The following is a 22625-nucleotide window of genomic DNA, read 5'->3' as shown; positions in this document are numbered from 1 at the left end:
AGGTTTTTTCTCTTGGCACTGTTCTTTTCCTCAAAGAATGTGGCAAACTTGAACGGTCTGTGTGTGGCGTAACCTGCCGCGGGGGGCCGCCGGATCATACGGACATATTCACGATCGCAGGCTTGACCTGCCGAAGAGACGTGACTGACCTGCGGCAGAAGCGTCAAGGAGTAAACATGCAAAAGCTGGACGCCGTCGATGCAGCTTCGCTGCGCGAAGACATCCCTGCTTTCCGTTCCGGTGACACCGTCAAGGTTCACGTGAAGGTTATCGAAGGTAACCGTTCGCGTATCCAGGTTTTCCAGGGCGTCGTTATCGCTCGCCGTGGCCACGGTGTGTCCGAAACCTTCACCGTCCGTAAGATTTCCTTCGGTGTCGGTGTTGAGCGTACCTTCCCCCTGCACGCACCGACGATCGACAAGATCGAAGTTGTCGTCAAGGGCGATGTGCGCCGCGCAAAGCTCTACTACCTGCGTGAGCGCCACGGTAAGGCTGCAAAGATCAAGGAGCACCGCTCCGGATCTGCCGAGTGACACTCACTCGCGATTTAAGCCCGGTATCCTTAAGGATGCCGGGTTTTCGCATACGTGTGAGAATTTACGGTAGTAAAAGGAAAGGGAACCGAATATGAGCCGCCGTGGAACGCGCGAAAAAAGTGTACGAATGCCAGTCGCTCACGGCCCCTCGATCAAAGACATCGAGCGTGCTGAGCGTCGCGCACGCAAGAACCCTCTCAATTGGCTGCGGGAGATGGCGATCATCATCATCTGCGCCCTTGTCATTTCTTCGCTGCTTCGCGCTTTTCTTGTGCAGGTCTTTTGGATCCCTTCCGCCTCGATGCGCAACACCTTGATCGAACACGATCGGATCGCTGTTTCTCGAGTCTCGCAGTACACCGGTGATATCCGACGTGGTGACGTGGTCGTCTTCGATGACACTCTAGGGTGGCTGTCGAAAAATGATACGAAGAGCTCAAGCCCGCTTCGAAAGATCGCCGAATTTACGGGAATTCTTCCCGCCGGCGGTGAACAGACCTTGGTCAAGCGTGTGATTGGACTTGGCGGGGACCATGTCACCTGTTGCACGGCAGAAGGCAAGATCGAAGTTAACGGTGTCGCGATTAGCGAACCCTACCTTGCCAGCTCAGGTCCGGCCTCGTCGATGACTTTCGACGTCACTGTCCCCGAAGGACACCTGTGGGTGATGGGGGATAACCGAACGAACTCGGCAGATTCTCGCTACCACATGGGGAACGGACAATCTCCCTACGTTCCCGAAAGCGCAGTGGTGGGGCGGGCATTTGCGGTGATTTGGCCGACTAACCGCCTTACGTGGCTTGGAGATCGCTCGGTTTTCTCTGGAGTTCCTGATCCTCAATGACGTCCTCTTCGCAGGCGCCTCGACAGCGCTCAGCTAAGCTGCAGCCCACGCGTGAGTGGGAGCAAGAACTGCAGTCTCGTTTCGGCGTTGTTGCAGGAATGGACGAGGTTGGGCGAGGTGCACTTGCAGGCCCGGTGTGCGTTGGTCTTGCTTTTGCGCCTCCTACCGGAGACGATGTTCTTCCCGGGCTTGCCGATTCAAAAATGCTCAGTATTCGTGCGCGCGAGGCCTTGTACGAGCCGGTCTATGAGTGGAGTCCTTGCATTGAAATCGGGCAGGCGAGTAACACTGAGATTGATCGTTTTGGAATTGTTGCAGCCTTGAGACTGGCGGGGCGTCGAGCCATGAAGGCTGCCCAGGCTCGTGGTTTCAGTGCCGATGTCATCATTTTGGATGGAAGCCATGAGTGGCTGAGCGACTCGCCGGATCTTTTTGACAGTTTTGACGGCCCTTCCTATCCCGATATTGCTGTTCCACCTGTTGTGACACGGGTAAAAGCGGATGCGCAATGTGCGGTTGTATCGGCAGCGTCTGTAGCAGCGAAGGTATATCGCGACCGATTGATGATGGAATGTGCGGACCCGGGGTATGACTGGGCCGGGAATAAGGGGTATTCCTCCGCGGCGCATATTCGCGGGCTCCGCGAGCTGGGAGCTTCTGACTTTCATCGGCGCTCGTGGAAACTTCCGGGTGTCGACGAATAAAAGACACTGTGGCCCTCTAAGATACTGAGAGCAACACAGGAGGCGGTCATGTCGAACGATATTGAATCTTACGAGAATAACCTCGAACTAGCGCTTTTCCGCGAATATCGCGACGTCATCGGACTCTTTAAGTACGTTGTCGAGACCGAACGCCGTTTCTACCTGTGCAACCATGTCGATGTGCAAGCTCGACCTGTCGGCGGCGATATTTTCTTTGAGCTAACCCTGACAGACGCCTGGGTCTGGGATATCTATCGTTCGTCGCGTTTCGTTCACTCTGTTCGCGTTGTTACCTACAAGGACGTCAACGTCGAGGAACTCAACAAGCCTGAACTTCCTCTCGCTTAAGCACGCTCCAGCGAGGTTTGGTCGCAGGAAGCTGGCGGCCTATTGTTGTTTAGAAAACGGGTTTATCCACAGGATGACGTCTAAACGGCGTTTTCCACAGAATCCCCTTCCTGCCTCATTTTTGCGTGCTGTGCCTGCCATTGTTCCTCTAAGAGGAAGGAGCAATGGTGGATCACAGAAAATACCTTGGCCAGGCAGGGGAAGAGTATGCCTGCCGCTTCATCGAAGACAATGGCCTAGAGGTTCTTGAACGGAATTGGCGTGATTCTCGGCGCGGAGAACTCGACATCCTTGCGCGCGAAGGACGAACAGCTGTCGTTGTCGAGGTTCGCACACGAATCGGCACGACGTACGGGAGTGCACTGGAGTCTGTTGACACGCGCAAAGTACTCCAGTTACGCCGCCTTGCCGCCCGATGGGCACATCAGCACTCCTCCTTTTCCAAGCTCCGCATTGATGTCATTGCTCTGACTGTCCCTCGCGGGTGCGCGAAAGATGTGCGTGAAGGAGGGAGAGTCGATTTCGATCGATATCCCCCGAAGATTGAGTGGGTGAGGGGCATCGCATGAGTTCCTTCCTTGCACGCACGCGAGCTGTCGCTTTGGTTGGCCTCGATGGGACAATCGTTGATGTCGAAACACACGTGGGCCGCGGATTAGTAACCTTCACCCTTGTTGGACTTCCAGATGCCTCGCTGCGAGAGGCACGCGATCGCGTTCGCTCAGCGCTTCAAGCGTGTGAGTTGGAAGTACTGGATCGCCATGTGACAGTGGGACTTTCACCTGCCGGTTTGCCAAAATCAGGTTCGGGTTTTGACTTCGCGATCTCTGTATCTATTCTCCTAGCCTCGTCAAAGATCAGAGCTCAGGGCGTTGCTGGAGAGGTTTTCATTGGCGAACTGGGACTGGATGGAAGCCTTCATACCATTCCTGGAGTCCTGCCAGCAGTGATTGCGGCCAGGCGCGCTGGGATCTCTCGGGTCTATGTTCCACAGGAGGCGCGCGAAGAAGCTTCACTTGTGCCGGGAATTGAGGTGCGCTCCTTTGCCCATCTTGCAGATTTCGTTCGCGCATGTGGAGGAGAAGCAACCCGAGCTCGGATCGTGGGCGTTTCTGGAAACACAGGATCGCGGCCACAACGAAACGAATCAGGAGAAAAATCGGGTCTGACTCGCGCAGAGATCGACTTTTCTCAAGTTCGCGGGCACAACGCCGCCGTGGACGCTGTTGCTCTTGCTGCTGCGGGCGGCCACCATCTGATGCTGATTGGTGAACCGGGAAGTGGGAAAACGATGATCGCTTCTCGAATTCCTTCGATTCTTCCAGAGTTAAGTGAGAGCGATGCTCTGACCGCAAGTGCGATTCATTCCCTTGCCGGGGATCTTCCTGCAGGAGGATTGCTTGACCATGCGCCTTTTCAATCCCCTCATCACTCCATGTCGATTCCTGCGATGGTCGGTGGTGGAAGTAGCTGTATTCGTCCGGGAGCTGTGTCTCTTGCCCACGGGGGAGTTCTCTTTCTCGACGAGGCCACTGAATTCGCGCCTGCGGTCTTGGACTCATTACGCCAACCCCTTGAATCTGGTTGGGTCAGAATTCAGCGTTCGGGTCATATCGCGTCCTATCCCGCGTCCTTTCAATTAGTTTTGGCGACGAATCCATGCCCGTGTGGACATCTTGGCGGGAGAACGAAGAGCTGCACGTGTTCGTCCGTGCAACGACGGCGTTATCTGGGGCGCCTCTCTGGGCCCCTCATTGATCGTATTGACATTACTTTGTCGATGAGGGTCCCCACACAAGCCGATTTGAAGTGCGCAGCAGACTTCACTTCCGCATCGTTAAAGGAACAAGTGTGCGAGGCACGTGAACGGGCGTTACGGCGATTGCGAGATACTCCCTGGCAGCTCAATCGGGATGTGGAGGGTTCATGGATCCGTTCGACTCACCCACCTTCGGAACGGATTTTGTCTCTGATTGATCGCTCTGTTGACCGGGGAGAACTCTCCATGCGAGGCGCAGATCGCCTCCTTCGATTGATGTGGACCTGTGCTGATTTCTCTGGAAAAAATACGATCGGGCTGGAGGAATTCTCCTGCGCACTCCAGCTTCGCCAAGGAGGCGAACACTATGGAATCGGATAATCAACAACTGCTGGACGAGGTGTGGTGGAACTGCATCAGCGAGCCCGCGGACACCCAACTTGAAGTTCTTCGATGCGCATTGGGTGATGAAGAGGCGAAGCGCTGGCTCCTTGCAGAACAGGTCTTGATCCCTGACGCGCTCAAAAGCCTTGAAGACACTTACAGGTCGTGTTGGAAAAGATGGAGGCCCCGGGCTCTTGCAGCTCAACCAGACCTTGAGCTCAATATCTTGGAAAAAATCGGTGGCCACATCGTCTTGCCAAAGGATGAGAAGTGGCCGAAGGGCTTTGTCAAACTTGGGCAAAATGCGCCTCGAATGCTCTGGGTTCTAGGGGAACTTTCGACGCGTTCTTCAATTGCGATTGTGGGCGCTCGCGCGTCTTCAAATTACGGGAACAGCGTTGCGCGTGAACTTTCCCGGGAGCTTTCTCATCGGGGGTTCGGCACTATTTCTGGCGGAGCGATCGGTATTGACTCCTATGCTCACCAGGGGAGCGTTGACGTGGCTGGCTACACATGTGCGTTCATGGCTGGTGGATTGGGCAATCTCTATCCCGCATGCAACACGGATCTCTTTCGAACAATCCTTGCCTGTGGGGGAGCGCTCATCTCTGAAGTTCCATGCACATTCCGTCCTGCAAAGTGGCGATTCTTGGGAAGGAACCGCTTGATTGCTGCCGCTGCAAGCGGAGTTGTCGTTGTCGAGGCCTCGCCGCGTTCAGGGGCACTAGCAACCTCTCGTTGGGCGCTCGAGCAGGGAACACCCGTTGGTGGGATCCCCGGATCTATATATTCGGAAGCATCGCGCGGGGTCCATGATTTGCTTCGCAATGGGGGAACTCTAATCCGTGACTATGTCGATGTCCTCGAAATGATAGGGGAGGCAAACGCGCCAGAGATCCACGAGCTTCCATTGTTCGGAGATCCTACTGCTCCTGATGGTCTTGTTGATTCCCTCGAACCGCTACTACGCCGGGTTTATGAGGCCCTTCCCCAAAGACGCTCCATGACGACCGAGCGTCTTGCTGTTGCGGCTGGCCTCGATGAAGAATCCGTTAAGGTTGCTCTTGTTCGACTTCAGCTCAGTGCATTCGTCGGTGTCGATGAGCGCGGCTGGCATCGCAGTCTCGGGCAAGGCCGATAGACTTGCCCCGTGGAGGAGTCTTTGATCGATGCATGGGGCGTGTATTTGCGCGCAAATCTTGCGGTATCAGAGCACACCCTTCGCGCCTATGTCAGTGATCTGCGTTCATTCACTACTTATTGTCAGGTCGATGAACTCTCAACAGAGAACATCCGCAGCGTCGTTACTCTTCGGGCAATTCGTGCCTGGCTCGCCAGTTTGGTTCAACAGGGGAAATCGCGATCGACAATCTCTCGCAGAACCGCTTCAATTCGTTCCTTCACCGCTTGGGCATATCGCCGCGGGTACCTCGACAGCGACCCCGGGTTGCTCGTGACCAGCGCTCGCGGGGACCAAAAGCTTCCACAGGTTCAGACCCCTTCCGATACGGCCGAGCTCCTGTCTTATGCAGCCACTCGTACGCGTGAGGAGAATTCGCCGGCGGCGATACGCGATTGGGCCATCCTTGAGACGATTTACGCGACCGGTATTCGCGTGAGTGAAGTGTGCTCGTTGGATACGACGTCTATTGACCAGCAGGGTATGACATTAAGAGTGATCGGTAAGGGCAACAAAGAACGAGTTGTTCCTTTTACACGCGCGTGTTTGTCCGCACTGCAAGCATGGCTTTCTCATGGCCGCCCGAGTTTGGCGATTCCCGAGGCGGGACGTGCTCTCTTTGTTGGAGATAAGGGACGGCGCATTGACCCTCGTGTGATCCGCGCGATGATCCATCGAATGTGCGCACAGGCAGGCGTGCGAGACCTCGCCCCTCACGCCCTTCGCCACACTGCTGCGACCCATATCCTGGCTGGAGGCGCAGACCTCAGAGCCGTGCAAGAAATGCTTGGACATTCTTCACTTCAAACAACTCAGCGTTATACACATGTGGATGCTCAGCGCCTGAGCGCTATCTACAAACAAGCGCATCCTAGGGCTTAGCACTCATTGAAGAGTTTTCAACCGCGGGTGTCCTTGGAGCATTCTGAGCGGATTGATGTAGCGATAACGACTAACTTTCGCACCCCAGTGAAGATCGCCCTTCCGCATGTGCGAATCCTCCTGCTTGGGCGGGGCAACCTCACCGATGCGCTGCCCGCGCTGCACGGCCTCGCCAATGTGGAGGGAAGAAGTTGCTGGCTCAAAGGTGGAATGGATTCCCGAGCAATCAATGGAAAGGACTTCGCGTCCGGCGAGCATCCCGGAAAAGACTACAGTTCCGTTGCACGGGGAGCGAAGCGAAGGATCCTCACTTCCGATGTTGACCCATATTCCTCGTGAGCCTGAAAGCCATGGTTTATCAGGTGGGGCAAAACCTTGAGTAAGAGTAAAAGGTTCAGAAAAAGGAAGAGTCCACACGGAAGAAGCGCGTGGCATGGCTGGTGTTGCAATTCCAGGGAAACAAAGGCTCCAAGCGAAGATGAATGTCGCCACAGTAGGGATGAGCCGCAGAAAGCCATACGTACGTTGATTCATAAATCCAGCCTGCAAATAGGGAAACGATGTGGCTCGCGCAAAATGAAATCTGTGGAAAACGCCGAGTAAATATCCTTCCTGTGGATAAAGGCATGTGAGCTATTGCAAGTGAAATTGCTGCATTTTGTACCCCGCTGGGTCCGAAGAGCTAGGTGAGATGAGATAAGATTGGACAGCATTCGCTGTGCGAATGACTTCGCGTGCTATTTTCCGAGCACCTCACGGAAGTGAAAGTGCCGGGGCAGTTGCGTCACGGTCCAATGGGTCGCAACGCCATAGCACCAGGGCCGAAAAGGCACATTAACCGAGAAAACCGGGGGAAACCCCACGATCCCGCCCAGCGGGGAAAGGACGATGCAATGGCAGTCGTCACCATGCGCCAGCTCCTGGAATCTGGCGTGCACTTCGGGCACCAGACCCGTCGTTGGAACCCGAAGATGAAGCGTTTCATCCTCACCGAACGTAACGGCATCTACATCATCGACCTCGAGCAGACCATTGCCGACATCGATATTGCCTTCGATTTCGTGAAGGAAACCGTTGCTCACGGTGGAACCATCCTCTTTGTTGGCACCAAGAAGCAGGCTCAGGAAGCTGTTGCCGAGCAGGCACAGCGCGTTGGCATGCCTTACGTGAACCACCGTTGGCTCGGCGGTATGCTCACCAACTTCTCCACCGTTTCCAAGCGTCTGCAGCGCCTGAAGGAACTCGAGCAGATTGACTTCGACGATGTGGCATCTTCCGGCCGCACCAAGAAGGAACTGCTCATGATGCGCCGCGAGAAGGACAAGCTTGCTCGCACCCTCGGTGGTATTCGCGATATGGCCAAGGTTCCCTCCGCAGTGTGGATCGTTGACCCGAAGAAGGAACACCTGGCGGTTTCCGAAGCTCGCAAGCTCAACATCCCGATCGTGGCCATCCTCGATACCAACGCAGATCCGGACGAGGTTGACTACCGCATTCCCGGCAACGATGACGCCATTCGCGCCGTTGCACTGCTGACCCGCGTGATCGCCGACGCAGTTGCCGAAGGCCTGCTTGCACGCAGCGCCGGCCGCAAGAATGCTTCCGAGGAAAACGCAGCTGAGCCTTTGGCTGAGTGGGAGCGCGAGCTTCTCGAAGGCGAAGTTGCCGCTGACGAGGCAGCAGCACAGGCCGTGGCCAACGAGTCTGAAACCCCCGCACAGGACTGAAGCTCAGAAAGAAGGAAATCAGTAATGGCTAATTTCACCGCTGCTGATGTGAAGGCTCTGCGCGAGAAGACTGGCGCAGGCATGATGGACGTCAAGAAGGCGCTCCAGGAAGCCGACGGCGATGCCGAGAAGGCTCTCGAAATCATTCGTCTGAAGGGCCTGAAGTCGCTGTCCAAGCGCGAAGGTCGTCAGGCATCGGCCGGCCTGCTCGCTGCCTCCGTTCAGGACGGCGTGGGCGTCATGGTCGAGGTCAACTCCGAGACCGACTTCGTTGCCAAGAACCAGAAGTTCATCGACTTCGCACACTCTGTCCTCGAGGCCGCTGTTGCCTCCGGCGCATCCGACGTTGACTCGCTGCTTGCAGCTCCGATGGGCGACTCCACTGTCAAGGAACAGCTTGACGCAATGGCCGCAGTTATCGGCGAAAAGCTCGAAATCCGTCGCGTGATTCGCGTTGAGGGCGAGAACGTTGATCTCTACCTGCACCAGACCAGCCCCGACCTGCCCCCGCAGGTTGGTGTCTTCGTCGTCACCGACGCAGCTGGAGCTGGCGTTGCACACGATGTCGCGATGCACGTTGCTGCCTACATGCCCGCTTACCTTGACCGCGACTCGGTTCCGGCCGATGTCTTGGAGAAGGAACGCGCCACCCTCGAGAAGATCACCCTCGAGGAAGGCAAGCCCGAGAAGATCGTCCCCAAGATTGTTCAGGGACGTCTTGAGGCATTCTTCAAGGACAACTGCCTGGTCGATCAGGCATTTGCTCGCGATCCTTCAAAGTCCGTCGGACAGGTTCTGCGCGACGCTGGTGCAAAGGTCACCCAGTTCGTGCGCGTCCACGTCGGCGCCTGATTTTGTGTGATGGCCCCGCTTAATGCGGGGCCATCACCCTATCTCTTAGGACTCAGCACTCATTCAAAGGAGAAGTACTCATGCCAGCTGCTCGTCGCGTCCTCCTCAAACTCTCAGGTGAAGCCTTTGGCGGAGGTTCCGTCGGCCTCGATCCCACTGTCGTCCGCTCAATTGCAGAGCAGATCGCCGAGGCAGTTCACGCGGGGATCCAGGTTGCAGTCGTCGTTGGCGGTGGTAACTTCTTCCGCGGAGCCGAGTTGTCCAGGCAAGGTCTGGACCGCTCACGTGCAGACTACATGGGAATGCTCGGCACCGTCATGAATGCCCTGGCGCTTCAAGATTTCATCGAGCAGTCTGGTGTTCCCGCTCGCGTCCAAAGTGCAATTGCAATGCAACAGGTCGCAGAGCCCTACATTCCGCTGCGCGCTATTCGTCACCTCGAAAAGGGGCGCGTTGTTCTCTTCGGCGCAGGTGCAGGATTGCCCTATTTCTCTACCGATACGGTCTCCGCGCAGCGCGCATTGGAAACTCATTGCGATGAACTTCTTGTTGCAAAGAACGGTGTTGACGGCGTCTACGATGACGATCCTCGAGTCAACCCGAATGCGCATAAGCTTGACTTCGTCACCTATCAAGATGCACTGAGCCGTGGTCTGAAGGTCGTTGATGCTGCTGCCTTTGCGCTTGGCCAGGAAAACGGGCTGACAATGCGAGTCTTTGGAATGTCAGAACCCGGTAACGTTACCGCCGCGCTCCGTGGCGAAAAAATCGGTACGCTTGTCCTCAGCGAATCACACTGAAAGGAAGATTTCCGTGATCGACGACATCCTGCTTGAAGCAGAAGAAAAAATGGATAAGACGGTCGAAGCAGCCCGTCATGAATTCGGTAATATCCGGACCGGACGTGCAAATGCTGGCATGTTCGAGCAGCTCCTTGTTGACTACTATGGAGCCCCGACCCCGATGCAGCAGCTGGCTTCTTTCCAGATTCCTGAAGCTCGTACCGTTCTGATTTCGCCTTTTGATCGCACGGCGACCCAGGAGATCATCAAGACTCTGCGCGAGTCCGATTTGGGGGTCAACCCGACCGATGACGGAAACGTTGTACGCGTTGTTTTGCCTGCTTTGACTGAAGAGCGTCGTAAGGAATACGTCAAGCAGGCAAAGAACAAGGCAGAAGATGCCCGCGTTTCGGTTCGCTCCATCCGTCGTAAGGCAAAGGAAAGCCTCGATCGTCTGAAGAAGGACGGCGAAGCAGGAGAAGACGAAGTCGAGCGCGCAGAAAAGGCCCTCGAGGCTGCAACGAAGGCTCGCGTCGAATTGATCGACCACCTTCTTGCAACTAAGGAAAGCGAACTTCTCACCATCTGATGTCCACCACATCCCATCAACACGGTCCATCGGTGTTTTCGCGCGTCTTTTCACCTCAGCCGCGCGAAAACACCCAGCCGCTAGCACCAACGGGGAAGGCCGGTCGCAATCTTCCGGCAGCGGTTTCTTCTGCTGTAGTCCTGATTGCCTTGCTCGTCGCCTCGCTACTTGTCGTCCAAGGGCTCTTTGTCGGCTTCGTGTGCTGCATCGCTCTGCTTGGATTGTGGGAGTTGGGAGGGGCTTTCGCGAGAGTCGGAACTCATATCGCCCTTGCCCCCTTGTACCTTGGCGCAATCGGCATGATGGTCTGCGCGTGGCTTCTTGGCCCCGAGGCCCTCACCATGGCCCTCTATCTCACTGTTTTTGCGGTTGTGGTGTGGCGCCTCATTGATGCCCCCACGCCTTCTCGGATTGCTGATATCACGGCCAGCGTGTTTAGCGCGATCTACGTTCCGTTCCTTGCCTGCTTCGTTGTCTTGATGCTGCGCGAGTTTCGTTCGCCTGCAGTTATTGGGGTCTATGTTGCGGTGACCTGCTTTAACGATATTGGCGGCTGGCTTGTCGGTATTCTCTTTGGAAAGCATCCGATGGCGCCGCGTCTGTCCCCAAAGAAGTCGTGGGAAGGATTCATTGGATCGCTTGCGTTCTGCATCGGTACCGGCGTTGGCGGCTTCTATCTTCTGGGCGCACCGTGGTGGTGGGGTTTGATCGCCGGTGCGTGTGGCTGTGTCTGTGCGACGATCGGTGACCTCACTGAATCCTTGATCAAGCGTGAAGTCGGTTTGAAAGATATGTCTGCTTTGATCCCCGGGCACGGCGGCGTCCTTGATCGCGTGGACTCTCTTGTCATGACGGCCCCCGTTTTCTATGTGATTTTTCTTCTCGCACTTCGCTAAGCACAGCTAGCGATGGACGAAGATGCCGGTGGGAGCGATTAGGCTATGCACGTGGAAAGGAGGCCGTTGCGGTGAGCATAGAACAGCACAAGCGACGTGAGGTACGTCCAACAGATCAATTGCCTGAAGGCGCGACATCGCCTGATGCGAAGCCTCAGGTGACTTTTACTGCGCGTAGGCGCGGAAAAGCCCCTCGTCATCTTGCTGATTTTGACCGAAGTGAACGCAAGGCTTTCGTTTCCGAGGCCGGGCTGCCGCCTTTCCGCGCTGACCAACTTTCGCGTCACTACTTTGAACGCCACGTGAGCGATCCCGCGCTGATGACGGATATGCCGAAGAGCGCGTATGACGTCATTTCTGCGACACTTCTTCCTTCTCTTGTGCGTGAGGTCGCTGTTCTTGAGGCCGATCGTGGAGAGACTCTTAAGCACCTGTGGGAACTCTACGACGGGGCCCGCGTGGAATCTGTCCTCATGCGTTACAGTGATCGGACGACTTTGTGCATTTCTTCCCAGGCTGGGTGTGGGATGGGCTGTCCTTTCTGTGCCACAGGTCAGATGGGGCTGACACGTAATTTGTCGACGGCCGAAATCATTGACCAAGTACGCTGCGCACATCAAGCGTGTGAACAAGGGATGGTTGGTGGATCGCCCACGCACCTGTCGAACATTGTGTTTATGGGAATGGGGGAGCCCCTGGCAAACTATAAGGCAGTGGTGGGAGCTCTCCATCGGATCATTGATCCTTCGCCAAGCGGTTTTGGCATGTCGGCACGCAATGTCACCGTATCGACGGTCGGTCTGGTTCCTGCGATTGATCGCCTCGCGCAAGAAGGCCTGCCCGTGACTTTGGCCGTGTCCCTGCATACTCCAGACGATGACCTCAGAGATGAGCTCATCCCTATTAATTCCCGCTGGAAGGTCGGCGAGCTTCTTGACGCTGCGCGACGTTACTTTGTTGCGACTGGACGTCGCGTATCTATTGAATACGCCTTGATTAAAGATATGAATGATCAGGTTTGGCGTGCACAACTCCTTGCTGACGAGCTCAACAAGCGCGGCAGGGGATGGGCGCATGTCAACCCCATTCCTCTCAACCCAACTCCGGGATCCATTTGGACAGCGTCCACTCGTCGTGCGCAGGATGCATTCGTACACACACTGCGAGACAATGGAATCTCGACAACGATTCGCGATACCCGCGGCTCTGATATCGACGGTGCCTGCGGGCAGCTTGCGACGGCTGTCAATAACCGCGAGCGTGCGCGTCAAAGTGCACGTGAGAATAATGCACATGAAGAGGAGATGCGATGAGCGACGCTTTCCCGACGACGGGAATTTTCCGGCGTGGTTACGGTAAGGACGCCGTAGATGACTTCTTCGTCGATGCTCGTCATGCCTACGAGGGAGGCCTTCCTGCTGAGCAATTCAGTGCGGAGCAGGTCCGGCAGGCTTCCTTCCCTCGGCAGCGCAACGGTTATGACACCCAGGCTGTCGATGCAGCGATGAGCCGCCTTGAAGCTGCTTTTGTTCAGCGTGATCGTGCTGACCACATTGCAGTTAACGGAGAGGCTGCTTGGTACGAAAAAGTCGCCGACCGTGCGACCACCTTGTACCCGCGATTGCTTCGCCCCTACAAGGATCGCTTTGCTCACCCAAAGTCCGGAATTGGCTACGATGCCGAGCAGGTCGATGATCTTTTGGATCGGATCGCTGCCTTCTTCGATGATCGTGAGGAACTTTTGGCTGACGATGTTCGCCACGCCTTGTTCAAGTCTGCGCGCGGCAAGAAAGCATATGCGATGGGTCCAGTTGATGCCTATCTTGGCCGTGCAGTCGAGATCCTTCTCTCCGTGAATTAAACGATGACGCAGCAAGTTGTCCTTCTAGGCTCGACGGGATCCATCGGCACCCAGGCTCTGCAGGTTATCGACCAATATGCAGAACGTTTCGATGTTGTCGCGCTGAGCGCGGGTGGACACTCCCTAGAACTCCTCGCTGAGCAGTGCGTGCGCTACCGCCCACAAATCGTTGGGATCCACAGCGGCAATGTTGATGAGCTCGCCCAACTCATTCGCTCCAAGGGGGGAACTCTCCCGGAAATCCTCCACGGCGTAGAGGCCTCGACGCAGATCGCTGGATCTTTCCCCAAGGCCGTGGTTTTGAATGGGATTACCGGAGGCGTTGGCCTCGGACCTACACTCGCCGCACTTGAAGCGGGTGCAACCCTAGCCCTGGCAAATAAGGAATCCTTGGTTGTTGGCGGTTCCTTGGTACGCAGGCGAATGCGTCGACCTGGACAGATCGTTCCCGTTGATTCAGAACATTCGGCGATTGCTCAATGTCTGGAAAGCGGTGTGCATGAAAAGGGACTGACTGCTTCCCGCGTGACGGGGAAAAGCGAGGTCGCCCAGCTCGTTCTCACGGCCTCGGGCGGTCCTTTCAGAGGAAAGAAACGCCATGAACTCACGGATGTCACTCCCCAGCAGGCTTTGGCGCACCCGACGTGGAGCATGGGGCCGGTTGTTACCATCAATTCCTCAACGCTGGTCAACAAGGGCCTCGAACTGATCGAAGCGCACCTTCTTTTTGATATTCCAGCAGATGATATTGTGCCGGTTGTTCATCCCCAGTCCATCGTTCACTCGATGGTGACGTGGAAAGATGGCGCAACGATCGCCCAGGCTTCTCCGCCCGATATGAAGCTCCCGATTGCTCTGGGACTCACCTGGCCTGAGCGGCTTCCTGATATTGAAAGACCCGTTGATTTTCTCCGCGCACAGGAGTGGACCTTTGAACCCGTCGATTTTGAGACTTTCCCGGCCCTGACTCTTGCTCGCGCAGCTGTTTCAGAATCGGCAACGCACCCGGCAGTCTATAACGCGGCGAACGAAGTTTTCGTTCAAGCCTTCCTCGAAGAGAGGCTTCCCTATCTGTCGATTGTCGACCTTTTGGCGCAGGTTCTTGGCGAACACTCTGGTATTGCGCAGCCAAGTGTGGAAGATATTCTCGGCGTTGAAGAGTGGGCGCGAAATCGGGCTGAGCACTTGTGTGCTTACTGATTGTGCCTGCGGATACGTACTAGATGCCGCTAGGCTGGAACAGGCTAAATAGGTCGGGGCAGTAGGAATACCGTCGCACGCATTGGATGAGGACGAAGGACGAACGTGGGAATTATCGGTGTAGTCATTGTCATCGTGGGTTTGCTGATCTCGGTTGCCCTGCACGAATGCGGTCACATGCTTCCTGCCAAGAAATTCGGCGTTTACGTTCCTGAGTTCGCTGTCGGTTTCGGCCCCAGACTTCTTGCGTGGAAGAAAGGCGACACAACCTATTCCCTTCGAGCAATTCTTCTGGGCGGCTACGTCCGTATTGTCGGAATGTTTGCTCCGGCGCGTGAGGGGATAAAGACAACGAATAGCAGGGGAAAGCCCACTCTCGCCCAAGAAGCCCGCGAAGCAAGCATGGAAGAAATTCCTCAGGGCTACGAATCTCGCGCATTTTATCTCCTTCATCCAGCCAAGAAGATCGTTGTCATGCTGGGTGGGCCGATGGTCAATCTCTTCCTATCCATCGTGCTCATGACAGTTGCTTTAGTCGGGATCGGAATTCCTCGCGCCTCGCTGACCCTCGGCGATGTTCCCCAAGAGCTGTCCTCGCAAGGAACAAGCGTCCAAGCTCCCGCATACGCGGCTGGAATTCGGCGTGGGGACACGATTACCGCGATTAACGGAACAGGCGTTCAGTCGTGGGATGAGATGCGCCAAGCGATTGCAAGCTCGCAGGGTGAAATTGGCGTCGACTATCTACGCCAAGGCCAGAGTTATCATGTTCAGATCGACCCGCTGCGCACGGCTGATTCTGTGAACATTGGTGTGATTGCCGGAATCGAATACCATGCGGCAAGTCCAGCGACCGTAGCCTCGTCAGTGTGGCAGACCTTTACCGGTACCGTACAAGTTGTCGTTCGCTTGCCACTTGCCTTGTGGGATGTTGGGCAATCGCTCGTTAAGGGCACACCGCGCGATTCTGCAGGCGTGATGTCGGTTGTTGGAATTGGTCGAATCGCAGCAGATGCGACTTCTTCGGAGGTCACTGCTTCCAGCGGGGGATGGATGCGCTCGCTTGCACTACTTCTGTCGATTTTGGCTTCTCTCAATATGGCGCTTTTTGTTTTTAATCTTCTGCCTTTCCCCCCGCTTGATGGTGGGCATATTGTTTCCGCGCTTTACGAGTGGATTCGGCGTGGGATTGCTCGTGCCAGAGGCAGGCAAGTTCCGCCGCCCGCCGATACTGCTCGCTTGATGCCGCTGACATATACGATGGGCGCACTCCTGATCGCTATGACAGTCTTGCTGGTCGCAGCTGACATCATTGCGCCAATTTCTTTGCAATAGAGCTGAGCCCGCGTGCCAGCCAGTTTCGAGTGGGAGATAATAACAAGGTGACTGAGATTAACTTAGGGATGCCGAGCGTCCACGAAAGCCCGTTTCCGCGTCGAAAGACTCGTCGAATCATGGTGGGGGATGTACCCGTCGGTGGTGGGGCTCCCGTTTCTGTTCAGTCGATGACGACAACGAAAACACACGATATCGGTGCGACACTGCAGCAGATTGCCGAGTTGACCGCAGCGGGCTGCGATATTGTCCGCGTTGCCTGCCCGACCGATAAGGATGCTGAGGCGCTTCCGATTATCGTTAAGCAATCCCGTATTCCCGTGATCGCTGACATCCACTTCAATCCGAAGTATGTTTTCGCGGCGATCGAGGCCGGTTGTGGTGCAGTTCGCGTGAACCCGGGAAACATTCGTAAGTTCGATGACCAGGTGAAGGAAATTTGCCGCGCGGCTTCCGATCATGGAACGTCACTGCGTATCGGTGTGAATGCTGGGTCTTTGGATCCGCGCCTTCTCAAGAAGTATGGTCGAGCAACTCCCGAGGCCCTGGTTGAGTCTGCCGTTTGGGAAGCGTCGCTCTTCGAAGAAAATGACTTCCACGATTTCAAGATTTCCGTCAAGCATCATGATGTGCTCACGATGGTTCAGGCCTACCGTCTTCTTGCAGAGAAAGGCGATTGGCCTCTTCACTTGGGAGTGACCGAGGCCGGCCCCGCATTCCAGGGGACAATCAAGTCCTGTGCGGCTTTCGGTGTCCTTCTTGCCGATGGAATCGGCGATACGATTCGCGTCTCGCTTTCTGCGCCTCCCGTAGAAGAAGTTAAGGTTGGCACGAAGCTTCTTGAATTTATGGGGCTGCGTGAGAAGACTCTTGAGATCGTCTCGTGCCCTTCGTGTGGGCGTGCCCAAGTTGACGTGTGGACGCTTGCTGAGAATGTCACTGAAGGCCTCAAGGACCTTACTGTTCCCCTTCGCGTTGCCGTCATGGGCTGCGTGGTGAATGGTCCCGGCGAGGCTCGTGAAGCTGACCTGGGTGTGGCCTCGGGAAATGGTAAGGGACAGATTTTTATCCGTGGAGAAGTTGTTGAGACCGTTCCCGAAGACAACATCGTTCCCACCTTGATCAAGCACGCTAATCTTTTGGCTGAAGAAATGGGCTTGGAAGAGGGGGAAGGCTCTGTCGAGGTCATGCCCATCATCCGCTAGGGGAGTTGCGCGATTGCGCTTCACGTATCCTTCACTACTAAGAAAACAATTGCTACTACCGCTTCAATGAAGGGGATTGTTATGAAGATTCGTCACGTATTGGCTCTGGGCGTGCTGGGGTGTGCGGGTGCGATCTGCGCGACGGGTTTCCCGCGCCGTATCGGATTGACCCGTTCCGAGGCCGCGGTTTCTCTGCCCGGAGACCTTGAGCTGCCTAACGCTGATGTCGTCGTCGATCGCTCGGTCGTTATCGATGCTCTTCCGACGCGCGTCTGGGAAGTTTTGGACGCTGCTTTTGAAGAGGATGAAGACGGTCGTGTGCTGATCCGCCAGGAAAACGACTGCTTGGTTATTCGCGTTCCTGCGCCTGGAAGCAATGTTGAGTGGGAAGACCAGGTTGAGGACTACACCGGTACCTGTACTTTTGCTCTTCTTCCCGAGGCCAACGATCGTACTCGCCTGCACCTGCGTGAGCGTCATCAGGCAACTGAGTCTGTTCCTGCGTGGCGCCTGTGGGCTGGAGTGTGCGCTGAGTCGTATTCCACCATGTCGATGCTGCGTGATTTGAAGGAAGCAGCAGAGGCTTTGTGAGCTGAACAATATGCCACGGCGGGTGCAGGCTTCGTGCCTGTGCCCGCCGTGCTTTAGGATTGAGGTGTGTTAAGAACTCTTTCCTCTTTTTTTCTGCGTACTTTGCGTGAAGACCCGGCAGATGCCGAGGTAATTTCGCATAAGCTCCTTGTCCGTGCTGGCTACATTCGTCGTACAGCTCCTGGCATCTACACGTGGCTTCCTCTGGGCCTACGCCTTTTGCGTAAGGTTGAAGACATCGTTCGTGAAGAGATGGATGCGATGGGCGCTCAGGAAGTTCATCTTCCTGCGCTTCTGCCGGCGGATCCCTACAAGGAGACACATCGCTGGGACGAGTATGGCCCAACGCTGTTCAAGCTTCAGGATCGTAAGGGCGGGGACTACTTGCTGGCCCCGACCCATGAGGAGATGTTTACCCTCCTGGTGAAGGATCAGTATTCCTCCTACAAGGATCTTCCTTTGACCATCTACCAGATCCAGACGAAGTATCGCGATGAAGCGCGTCCGCGCGCGGGTCTGATCCGTGGCCGTGAGTTTGTCATGAAGGATGCGTATTCCTTCGATATCGACGATGCCGGGCTGGATGTTTCCTACCAGAATGAGCGCGACACCTACGAGCGTATCTTCAAGCGCCTGGGCTTGGAATACGTCATCGTTTCGGCGATGTCTGGTGCGATGGGCGGTTCTCGCTCCGAGGAATTCCTTCACCCCAGCCCGATCGGTGAGGATACTTTCGTGCGTTCCCCGGGTGGCTACGCCGCTAATGCCGAGGCCGTGGTGACCCCCGCGCCGGAGCCGATTCCTTTCGACGGTATTCCTGCGGTTGAGATGCGTGAGACGCCCAATGCCCCGACGATCGATGCTCTGGTGGAGCGCTCGAACGAGCTCTATCCGCGTGAGGATCGTCCGTGGCAGGCCTCGGATACATTGAAGAGCTTTGTGGTGACCTTGACCCATCCCGATGGGGAGCGCGAGGTTGTGCTGCTCGGCGTGCCTGGGGATCGTGACGTTGATATGAAGCGCCTCGAGGCCTCGGTTGCTCCCGCTGAGGTGGAAATGTCGACACCGGAAGACTTGGCGAAGTACCCCGAGTTGGTTCCGGGCTACATCGGTCCTATGGCCGCTGGTCCGAACTCTCCCGCACGTCATCTGGATGAAGACGGCAACCCGGTTGGCGGGATCCGTTTCCTGGTTGATCCTCGCGTTGTTGATGGAACGACGTGGATTGCGGGTGCGAATACTCCCGGTAAGCACGTTTATTGGTTGACCATGGGTCGTGATTTTACGGCTGATGGAACGATCGAGGCTGCTGAAGTCCGTGAGGGGGATCTTGCTCCCGACGGTTCTGGTCCTCTGCACCTGGAACGTGGCATCGAGGTCGGTCATATCTTCCAGCTGGGACGCAAGTATGCGAAGTCCTTGGGACTGACGGTGCTTGACGAGAACGGTAAGAGCCAGGTCGTCACTATGGGTTCCTATGGAATCGGTGTCTCTCGTGTTCTGGCCGCGCTTGCAGAAACCAACAGCGATGAGCGTGGTCTGGCATGGCCCGCGAATATCGCTCCCTTCGACGTACACGTCCTGGCCACGGGTAAGACAGACGAGATTTTCGATACCGCAGTATCGATTTCATCGGCCCTGGACCGCGATGGTTTGGACGTCCTTTTTGATGATCGTCGTAAGGTTTCCGCAGGCGTGAAGTTCGCGGACGCTGAGCTCGTGGGTATCCCGGTTTCGGTCGTCGTTGGACGAGGCCTTGCTGAAGGCAAGGTTGAGATTCGCCTGCGCGCGAGCGGAGAGTCTTTTGAAGTTCCGGTCGAATCTGCGGTGGAGCGTATCGAGCAGATCCATCGTGATCTTTTGGGAAGGTGAAGTAAATGGCTCTTCGCGAGATTCGAGTGATCGGTGATCCGGTCCTGCGCACTCCCTGTGATCCCATTCGCGATATCGATCAGAGCGTGAAGGCGCTGGTTGAAGATCTCCTCGAAACTGTGGATATGGATGGTCGCGCTGGTTTGGCTGCGAATCAGATCGGTGTTGGACTGCGCGCCTTTTCTTACAACATTGACGGCGAGATCGGCTACGTGCTTAATCCCCGGATCGTTGAACTCAGTGAAGATGAGTATCAAGACGGGGACGAGGGCTGCCTTTCTGTACCGCAGTTGTGGTTCCCCACTCAGCGTGCATGGTATGCGCGTGTGGAGGGCATCGATTTGGATGGCAAGCCTGTTGTCGTTGAAGGCGAGGAGCTCATGGCTCGGTGTCTTCAACACGAATGTGATCACTTGGACGGGATGCTCTACATTGATCGCTTGGATCGTAAGACTCGCAAGCGCGCGCTGCGCGAGATTCGTGAGCAGAACTACTAAAAGCAATATGTGAACATCAATCACACGCAACTGCGGCGGATCCTTTGGGATCCGCCGCAGTTTTTAGGTTAGAATAGCTTTACACCGTTTGTTTGTGGCATTGATGGAAGAGGACGTAGGGGAAGACGATCCTCAAACACAGGAGGCCACAATGCGAGGGACCTATACCCGCGGTGTACTTTTCATACACTCAACCCCGCCTGCTCTTTGTCCGCACATCGAGTGGGCCGTTGGTGCTGCCTTGGGAACTGAAGTTCATTTGCAGTGGACTCCGCAAGAAGCTGCTCCCGGGATGTTGAGGAGCGAGTACTCGTGGGTGGGCAGTGCCGGTTCTGGAGCCCGCCTCGCATCTGCACTTCGCGGTTGGGAACACCTGCGCTACGAAGTGACCGAAGAAGCAAGCCCGTCATGCGATGCTGGCCGGTGGTCTCACACGCCGTCTTTGGGAATCTTCCATGCCCAAATGGATAGCGTGGGCAATGTTGTTGTTCCCGAGGATCGCGTTCGCGCTGCAATTGAAAACGCCACTTCCTATGAGGAACTGCGTGAAGGATTAGATCTTGCTCTTGGCCAGGCATGGGACGATGAACTTGAACCTTTCCGTCATGCTGGAGCGGGTGCTCCCGTACGCTGGTTGAATCGAGTGGGCTGACGGATGGGGACCATTGGCGATCTCCTAGGAGATGCACTCGGTCAAGCCTTGGCCTCGAATGCCGAAAATACTCCTGTAGACGCGATCGAGGGCGCACGCGAGAAAGCGCAAGAAGAAAGAAGTGCGCATGTTCGCGAGGTTGTCGTCAGTGCGGTGCGTGCACATACTTCTATCGAGGAATCTCAGCTTCGCGACGGCCTTTCATTGGAGGAGCTCGACCTCGATACTCTTTCTCTCTATGCGATTGTCACGGCAATTGAACATGAACTGAACATCAGCATTGAGGATGCCATCATTGCTGACTGGCACAGTTTTGGGGATATCTTCGCCAGCGTCGATGAGCTGACTCACTAGTTCTCAATTCGTGTCCTAAAATCAAAGAGAGCCATAGCTGACGCACTGAATCAAGGAGATAACAGGTGGCACGTATCGAAGAAGATCTGCTGGGCACGCGTGAGGTTCCCGATGATGCGTATTGGGGGATTCATACCCTGCGAGCTCTTGAGAACTATCAGATCAGCGGCCGCAGTATCAATCAAGTTCCTGAACTGATTCGTGCCATCGTCCAAGTGAAGAAAGCCTGTGCGCTGGCAAACCGCGAATTGCGTGTGATTAGCGCGAAGTCAGCTGATGCGATTGTCGCCGCTTGTGATGACATTTTGACGAATGGTTCATGCATGGACCAATTCCCAATCGATCAGTTCCAAGGTGGCGCTGGGACAAGCGTCAATATGAACGCGAACGAAGTCATCGCTAACCGCGCACTCGAAATGATGGGGTTGCCTCGAGGGGACTACTCGGTCATTAATCCCAACGATCACGTCAATCACTCGCAGTCCACCAACGATGCCTATCCAACGGCATTCCGTCTAGCCTTGCACGGTAAAGTCGAAAGACTGCGCACTGCCATCGAAGACCTCGCAGGGGCTTTTGACGCAAAGGGAGAAGAATTCCACGACATTCTCACCATGGGTCGTACGCAGCTTCAGGATGCTGTTCCCATGACTCTTGGACAGGAGATGACTGCGTTTGCAGTGACCTTGCGCGAAGAGGATCCGCGTCTCGAGGCGAACTCGGAGTTGCTTCTTGAAACTAACCTGGGTGCAACCGCTATTGGCACTGGGCTCAATACTCCTGCGGGTTACCAGGAAGCAGTCGTGCGTCATTTGGCTCAGATCAGTGGGGCTCGAGTAAAGGCAGCAACCCACTTGGTTGAGGCAACGTCAGATACTGGCGCTTACGTTTCGATGCACGCAGCGATTAAGCGTACCGCGGTGAAGCTTTCGAAGATTTGCAACGACTTGCGCTTGCTTGCTTCGGGGCCGCGCGCAGGATTGAACGAGATTAACCTCCCAGAAATGGCAGCGGGTTCATCTATCATGCCAGCGAAGGTCAATCCCATCATTCCCGAGGTCGTCAATCAGGTCTGCTTCAAGGTCATCGGAAATGACCAGACTGTAACGATGGCGGCTGAAGCCGGCCAGCTGCAACTCAACGTGATGGAACCGGTCATCGCTCAGGCGATCTTTGAATCGATCGATCTTCTGGTCAACGCTTGTGACACTCTTCGTGAGCGTTGCGTGAAGGGGATTACTGCCAATGCCGATGTGTGCCGAGCCTACGTCGAAAACTCGATCGGCATTGTCACCTACTTCAATGACGTGATCGGACACCATCTGGGTGACATCGTTGGGAAACGCGCCGCTGCCGAGGGGAAGACCGTGCGAGAAGTTATCGCAGAGATGGGGCTTCTCTCTGACGAAGAAGTCGAAGCGATTTTGTCGCCGGAGAACCTTGCAAACCCGCATTACAGGGGCGCTCACGTCGACTGATTAGTTTTGATGAGACGCTGCTACCCGGTGAGTTTGTGCCCCGGGTAGCAGCGTCTCGCGCTATTTGCATGTATGAGTGAAAAGCTGGATCAATGAC

25 protein-coding genes are annotated in these 22625 nt (G+C 55.7%); 24 read left to right on the top strand and 1 reads right to left on the bottom strand.

Features of this window, described 5'->3' with window-relative positions:
- Window positions 1-176: 176 nt before the first annotated feature.
- From rplS to HMPREF1627_RS04455, 8 genes are all read left to right on the top strand, one after another.
- A complete protein-coding gene (gene rplS, locus HMPREF1627_RS04490) occupies window positions 177-533 on the top strand; it encodes a 50S ribosomal protein L19 (RefSeq protein ID WP_034501521.1) in 357 nt (118 codons plus the stop codon).
- Between the two features lie 130 nt (window positions 534-663).
- Window positions 664-1380, top strand: a complete 717-nt coding sequence (lepB, locus tag HMPREF1627_RS04485) for a signal peptidase I (protein ID WP_034501674.1) — start codon at window positions 664-666, stop codon at window positions 1378-1380.
- Window positions 1377-2084 (top strand): ribonuclease HII, encoded by a 708-nt coding sequence (locus tag HMPREF1627_RS04480; protein WP_052040844.1) that lies wholly within the window; start codon window positions 1377-1379, stop codon window positions 2082-2084. The genes lepB and HMPREF1627_RS04480 overlap by 4 nt, the downstream gene beginning before the upstream one ends.
- A 48-nt stretch (window positions 2085-2132) precedes the next feature.
- A complete protein-coding gene (locus HMPREF1627_RS04475) occupies window positions 2133-2432 on the top strand; it encodes a DUF2469 domain-containing protein (RefSeq protein WP_034501519.1) in 300 nt (99 codons plus the stop codon).
- A 164-nt stretch (window positions 2433-2596) separates the two neighbouring features.
- Window positions 2597-3001 carry a YraN family protein gene (locus HMPREF1627_RS04470; protein WP_034501515.1) on the top strand — a complete coding sequence of 135 codons (405 nt, stop codon included), beginning with the start codon at window positions 2597-2599 and terminating at the stop codon, window positions 2999-3001.
- Entirely contained in the window at window positions 2998-4572 is a 1575-nt protein-coding gene (locus tag HMPREF1627_RS04465) for a YifB family Mg chelatase-like AAA ATPase (protein ID WP_234305247.1), read from the top strand. Before HMPREF1627_RS04470 ends, HMPREF1627_RS04465 begins: the two co-directional genes overlap by 4 nt.
- Entirely contained in the window at window positions 4559-5716 is a 1158-nt protein-coding gene (gene dprA / locus HMPREF1627_RS04460) for a DNA-processing protein DprA (protein WP_034501510.1), read from the top strand. Before HMPREF1627_RS04465 ends, dprA begins: the two co-directional genes overlap by 14 nt.
- A 9-nt stretch (window positions 5717-5725) precedes the next feature.
- A complete protein-coding gene (locus HMPREF1627_RS04455) occupies window positions 5726-6637 on the top strand; it encodes a tyrosine recombinase XerC (protein WP_034501508.1) in 912 nt (303 codons plus the stop codon).
- Between the two features lie 3 nt (window positions 6638-6640).
- Here the strand turns inward: HMPREF1627_RS04455 and HMPREF1627_RS10765 are convergent, their stop codons facing one another.
- Window positions 6641-7072: a M23 family metallopeptidase gene (locus HMPREF1627_RS10765; protein WP_234305246.1), complete on the bottom strand. Its 432-nt coding sequence runs from the start codon at window positions 7070-7072 to the stop codon at window positions 6641-6643.
- A gap of 458 nt (window positions 7073-7530) precedes the next feature.
- Between HMPREF1627_RS10765 and rpsB the strand changes: the two genes are divergently transcribed.
- From rpsB to aspA, 16 genes are all read left to right on the top strand, one after another.
- Window positions 7531-8364 carry a 30S ribosomal protein S2 gene (gene rpsB, locus HMPREF1627_RS04445; protein ID WP_034501503.1) on the top strand — a complete coding sequence of 278 codons (834 nt, stop codon included), beginning with the start codon at window positions 7531-7533 and terminating at the stop codon, window positions 8362-8364.
- A gap of 24 nt (window positions 8365-8388) precedes the next feature.
- Window positions 8389-9216: a translation elongation factor Ts gene (gene tsf / locus HMPREF1627_RS04440; RefSeq protein ID WP_034501501.1), complete on the top strand. Its 828-nt coding sequence runs from the start codon at window positions 8389-8391 to the stop codon at window positions 9214-9216.
- 80 nt (window positions 9217-9296) lie between these two features.
- On the top strand, window positions 9297-10016 hold the full coding sequence (gene pyrH, locus HMPREF1627_RS04435; RefSeq protein WP_034501499.1) for a UMP kinase: 720 nt from the start codon (window positions 9297-9299) through the stop codon (window positions 10014-10016).
- Between the two features lie 13 nt (window positions 10017-10029).
- Window positions 10030-10587, top strand: a complete 558-nt coding sequence (gene frr, locus HMPREF1627_RS04430) for a ribosome recycling factor (protein ID WP_034501497.1) — start codon at window positions 10030-10032, stop codon at window positions 10585-10587.
- A complete protein-coding gene (locus tag HMPREF1627_RS04425; protein WP_034501495.1) occupies window positions 10587-11483 on the top strand; it encodes a phosphatidate cytidylyltransferase in 897 nt (298 codons plus the stop codon). The genes frr and HMPREF1627_RS04425 overlap by 1 nt, the downstream gene beginning before the upstream one ends.
- Before the next feature lie 71 nt (window positions 11484-11554).
- Window positions 11555-12796, top strand: coding sequence for a 23S rRNA (adenine(2503)-C(2))-methyltransferase RlmN (gene rlmN / locus HMPREF1627_RS04420; protein ID WP_034501492.1), 1242 nt, complete (start codon window positions 11555-11557; stop codon window positions 12794-12796).
- Window positions 12793-13344 carry a DivIVA domain-containing protein gene (locus HMPREF1627_RS04415; protein WP_034501490.1) on the top strand — a complete coding sequence of 184 codons (552 nt, stop codon included), beginning with the start codon at window positions 12793-12795 and terminating at the stop codon, window positions 13342-13344. The genes rlmN and HMPREF1627_RS04415 overlap by 4 nt, the downstream gene beginning before the upstream one ends.
- A 3-nt stretch (window positions 13345-13347) precedes the next feature.
- Entirely contained in the window at window positions 13348-14544 is a 1197-nt protein-coding gene (dxr, locus tag HMPREF1627_RS04410; RefSeq protein WP_034501488.1) for a 1-deoxy-D-xylulose-5-phosphate reductoisomerase, read from the top strand.
- A 105-nt stretch (window positions 14545-14649) separates the two neighbouring features.
- The gene (locus HMPREF1627_RS04405) at window positions 14650-15879 is read left to right on the top strand and encodes a M50 family metallopeptidase (RefSeq protein ID WP_034501486.1); all 1230 of its coding nucleotides are present in this window, start codon (window positions 14650-14652) and stop codon (window positions 15877-15879) included.
- Window positions 15880-15947: 68 nt separating this feature from the next.
- Window positions 15948-17084 (top strand): flavodoxin-dependent (E)-4-hydroxy-3-methylbut-2-enyl-diphosphate synthase, encoded by a 1137-nt coding sequence (ispG, locus tag HMPREF1627_RS04400; protein ID WP_052040843.1) that lies wholly within the window; start codon window positions 15948-15950, stop codon window positions 17082-17084.
- 81 nt (window positions 17085-17165) lie between these two features.
- On the top strand, window positions 17166-17675 hold the full coding sequence (locus tag HMPREF1627_RS04395; RefSeq protein WP_034501669.1) for a hypothetical protein: 510 nt from the start codon (window positions 17166-17168) through the stop codon (window positions 17673-17675).
- Window positions 17676-17741: 66 nt separating this feature from the next.
- On the top strand, window positions 17742-19547 hold the full coding sequence (locus HMPREF1627_RS04390; protein ID WP_034501484.1) for a proline--tRNA ligase: 1806 nt from the start codon (window positions 17742-17744) through the stop codon (window positions 19545-19547).
- Window positions 19548-19552: 5 nt separating this feature from the next.
- Entirely contained in the window at window positions 19553-20044 is a 492-nt protein-coding gene (def, locus tag HMPREF1627_RS04385) for a peptide deformylase (protein ID WP_034501483.1), read from the top strand.
- Between the two features lie 151 nt (window positions 20045-20195).
- Entirely contained in the window at window positions 20196-20696 is a 501-nt protein-coding gene (locus tag HMPREF1627_RS04380) for a DUF3145 domain-containing protein (protein WP_034501480.1), read from the top strand.
- 3 nt (window positions 20697-20699) lie between these two features.
- A complete protein-coding gene (locus HMPREF1627_RS04375; protein ID WP_034501479.1) occupies window positions 20700-21050 on the top strand; it encodes a phosphopantetheine-binding protein in 351 nt (116 codons plus the stop codon).
- A gap of 65 nt (window positions 21051-21115) precedes the next feature.
- Window positions 21116-22528, top strand: a complete 1413-nt coding sequence (gene aspA / locus HMPREF1627_RS04370; RefSeq protein WP_034501478.1) for an aspartate ammonia-lyase — start codon at window positions 21116-21118, stop codon at window positions 22526-22528.
- Window positions 22529-22625 lie beyond the last annotated feature (97 nt).

Source organism: Actinomyces sp. S6-Spd3 (assembly GCF_000758755.1).
Classification (GTDB): domain Bacteria; phylum Actinomycetota; class Actinomycetes; order Actinomycetales; family Actinomycetaceae; genus Pauljensenia.
The sequence above is the reverse complement of the archived record's forward strand: the minus strand, read 5'-3'. Positions and strand labels throughout refer to the sequence as shown.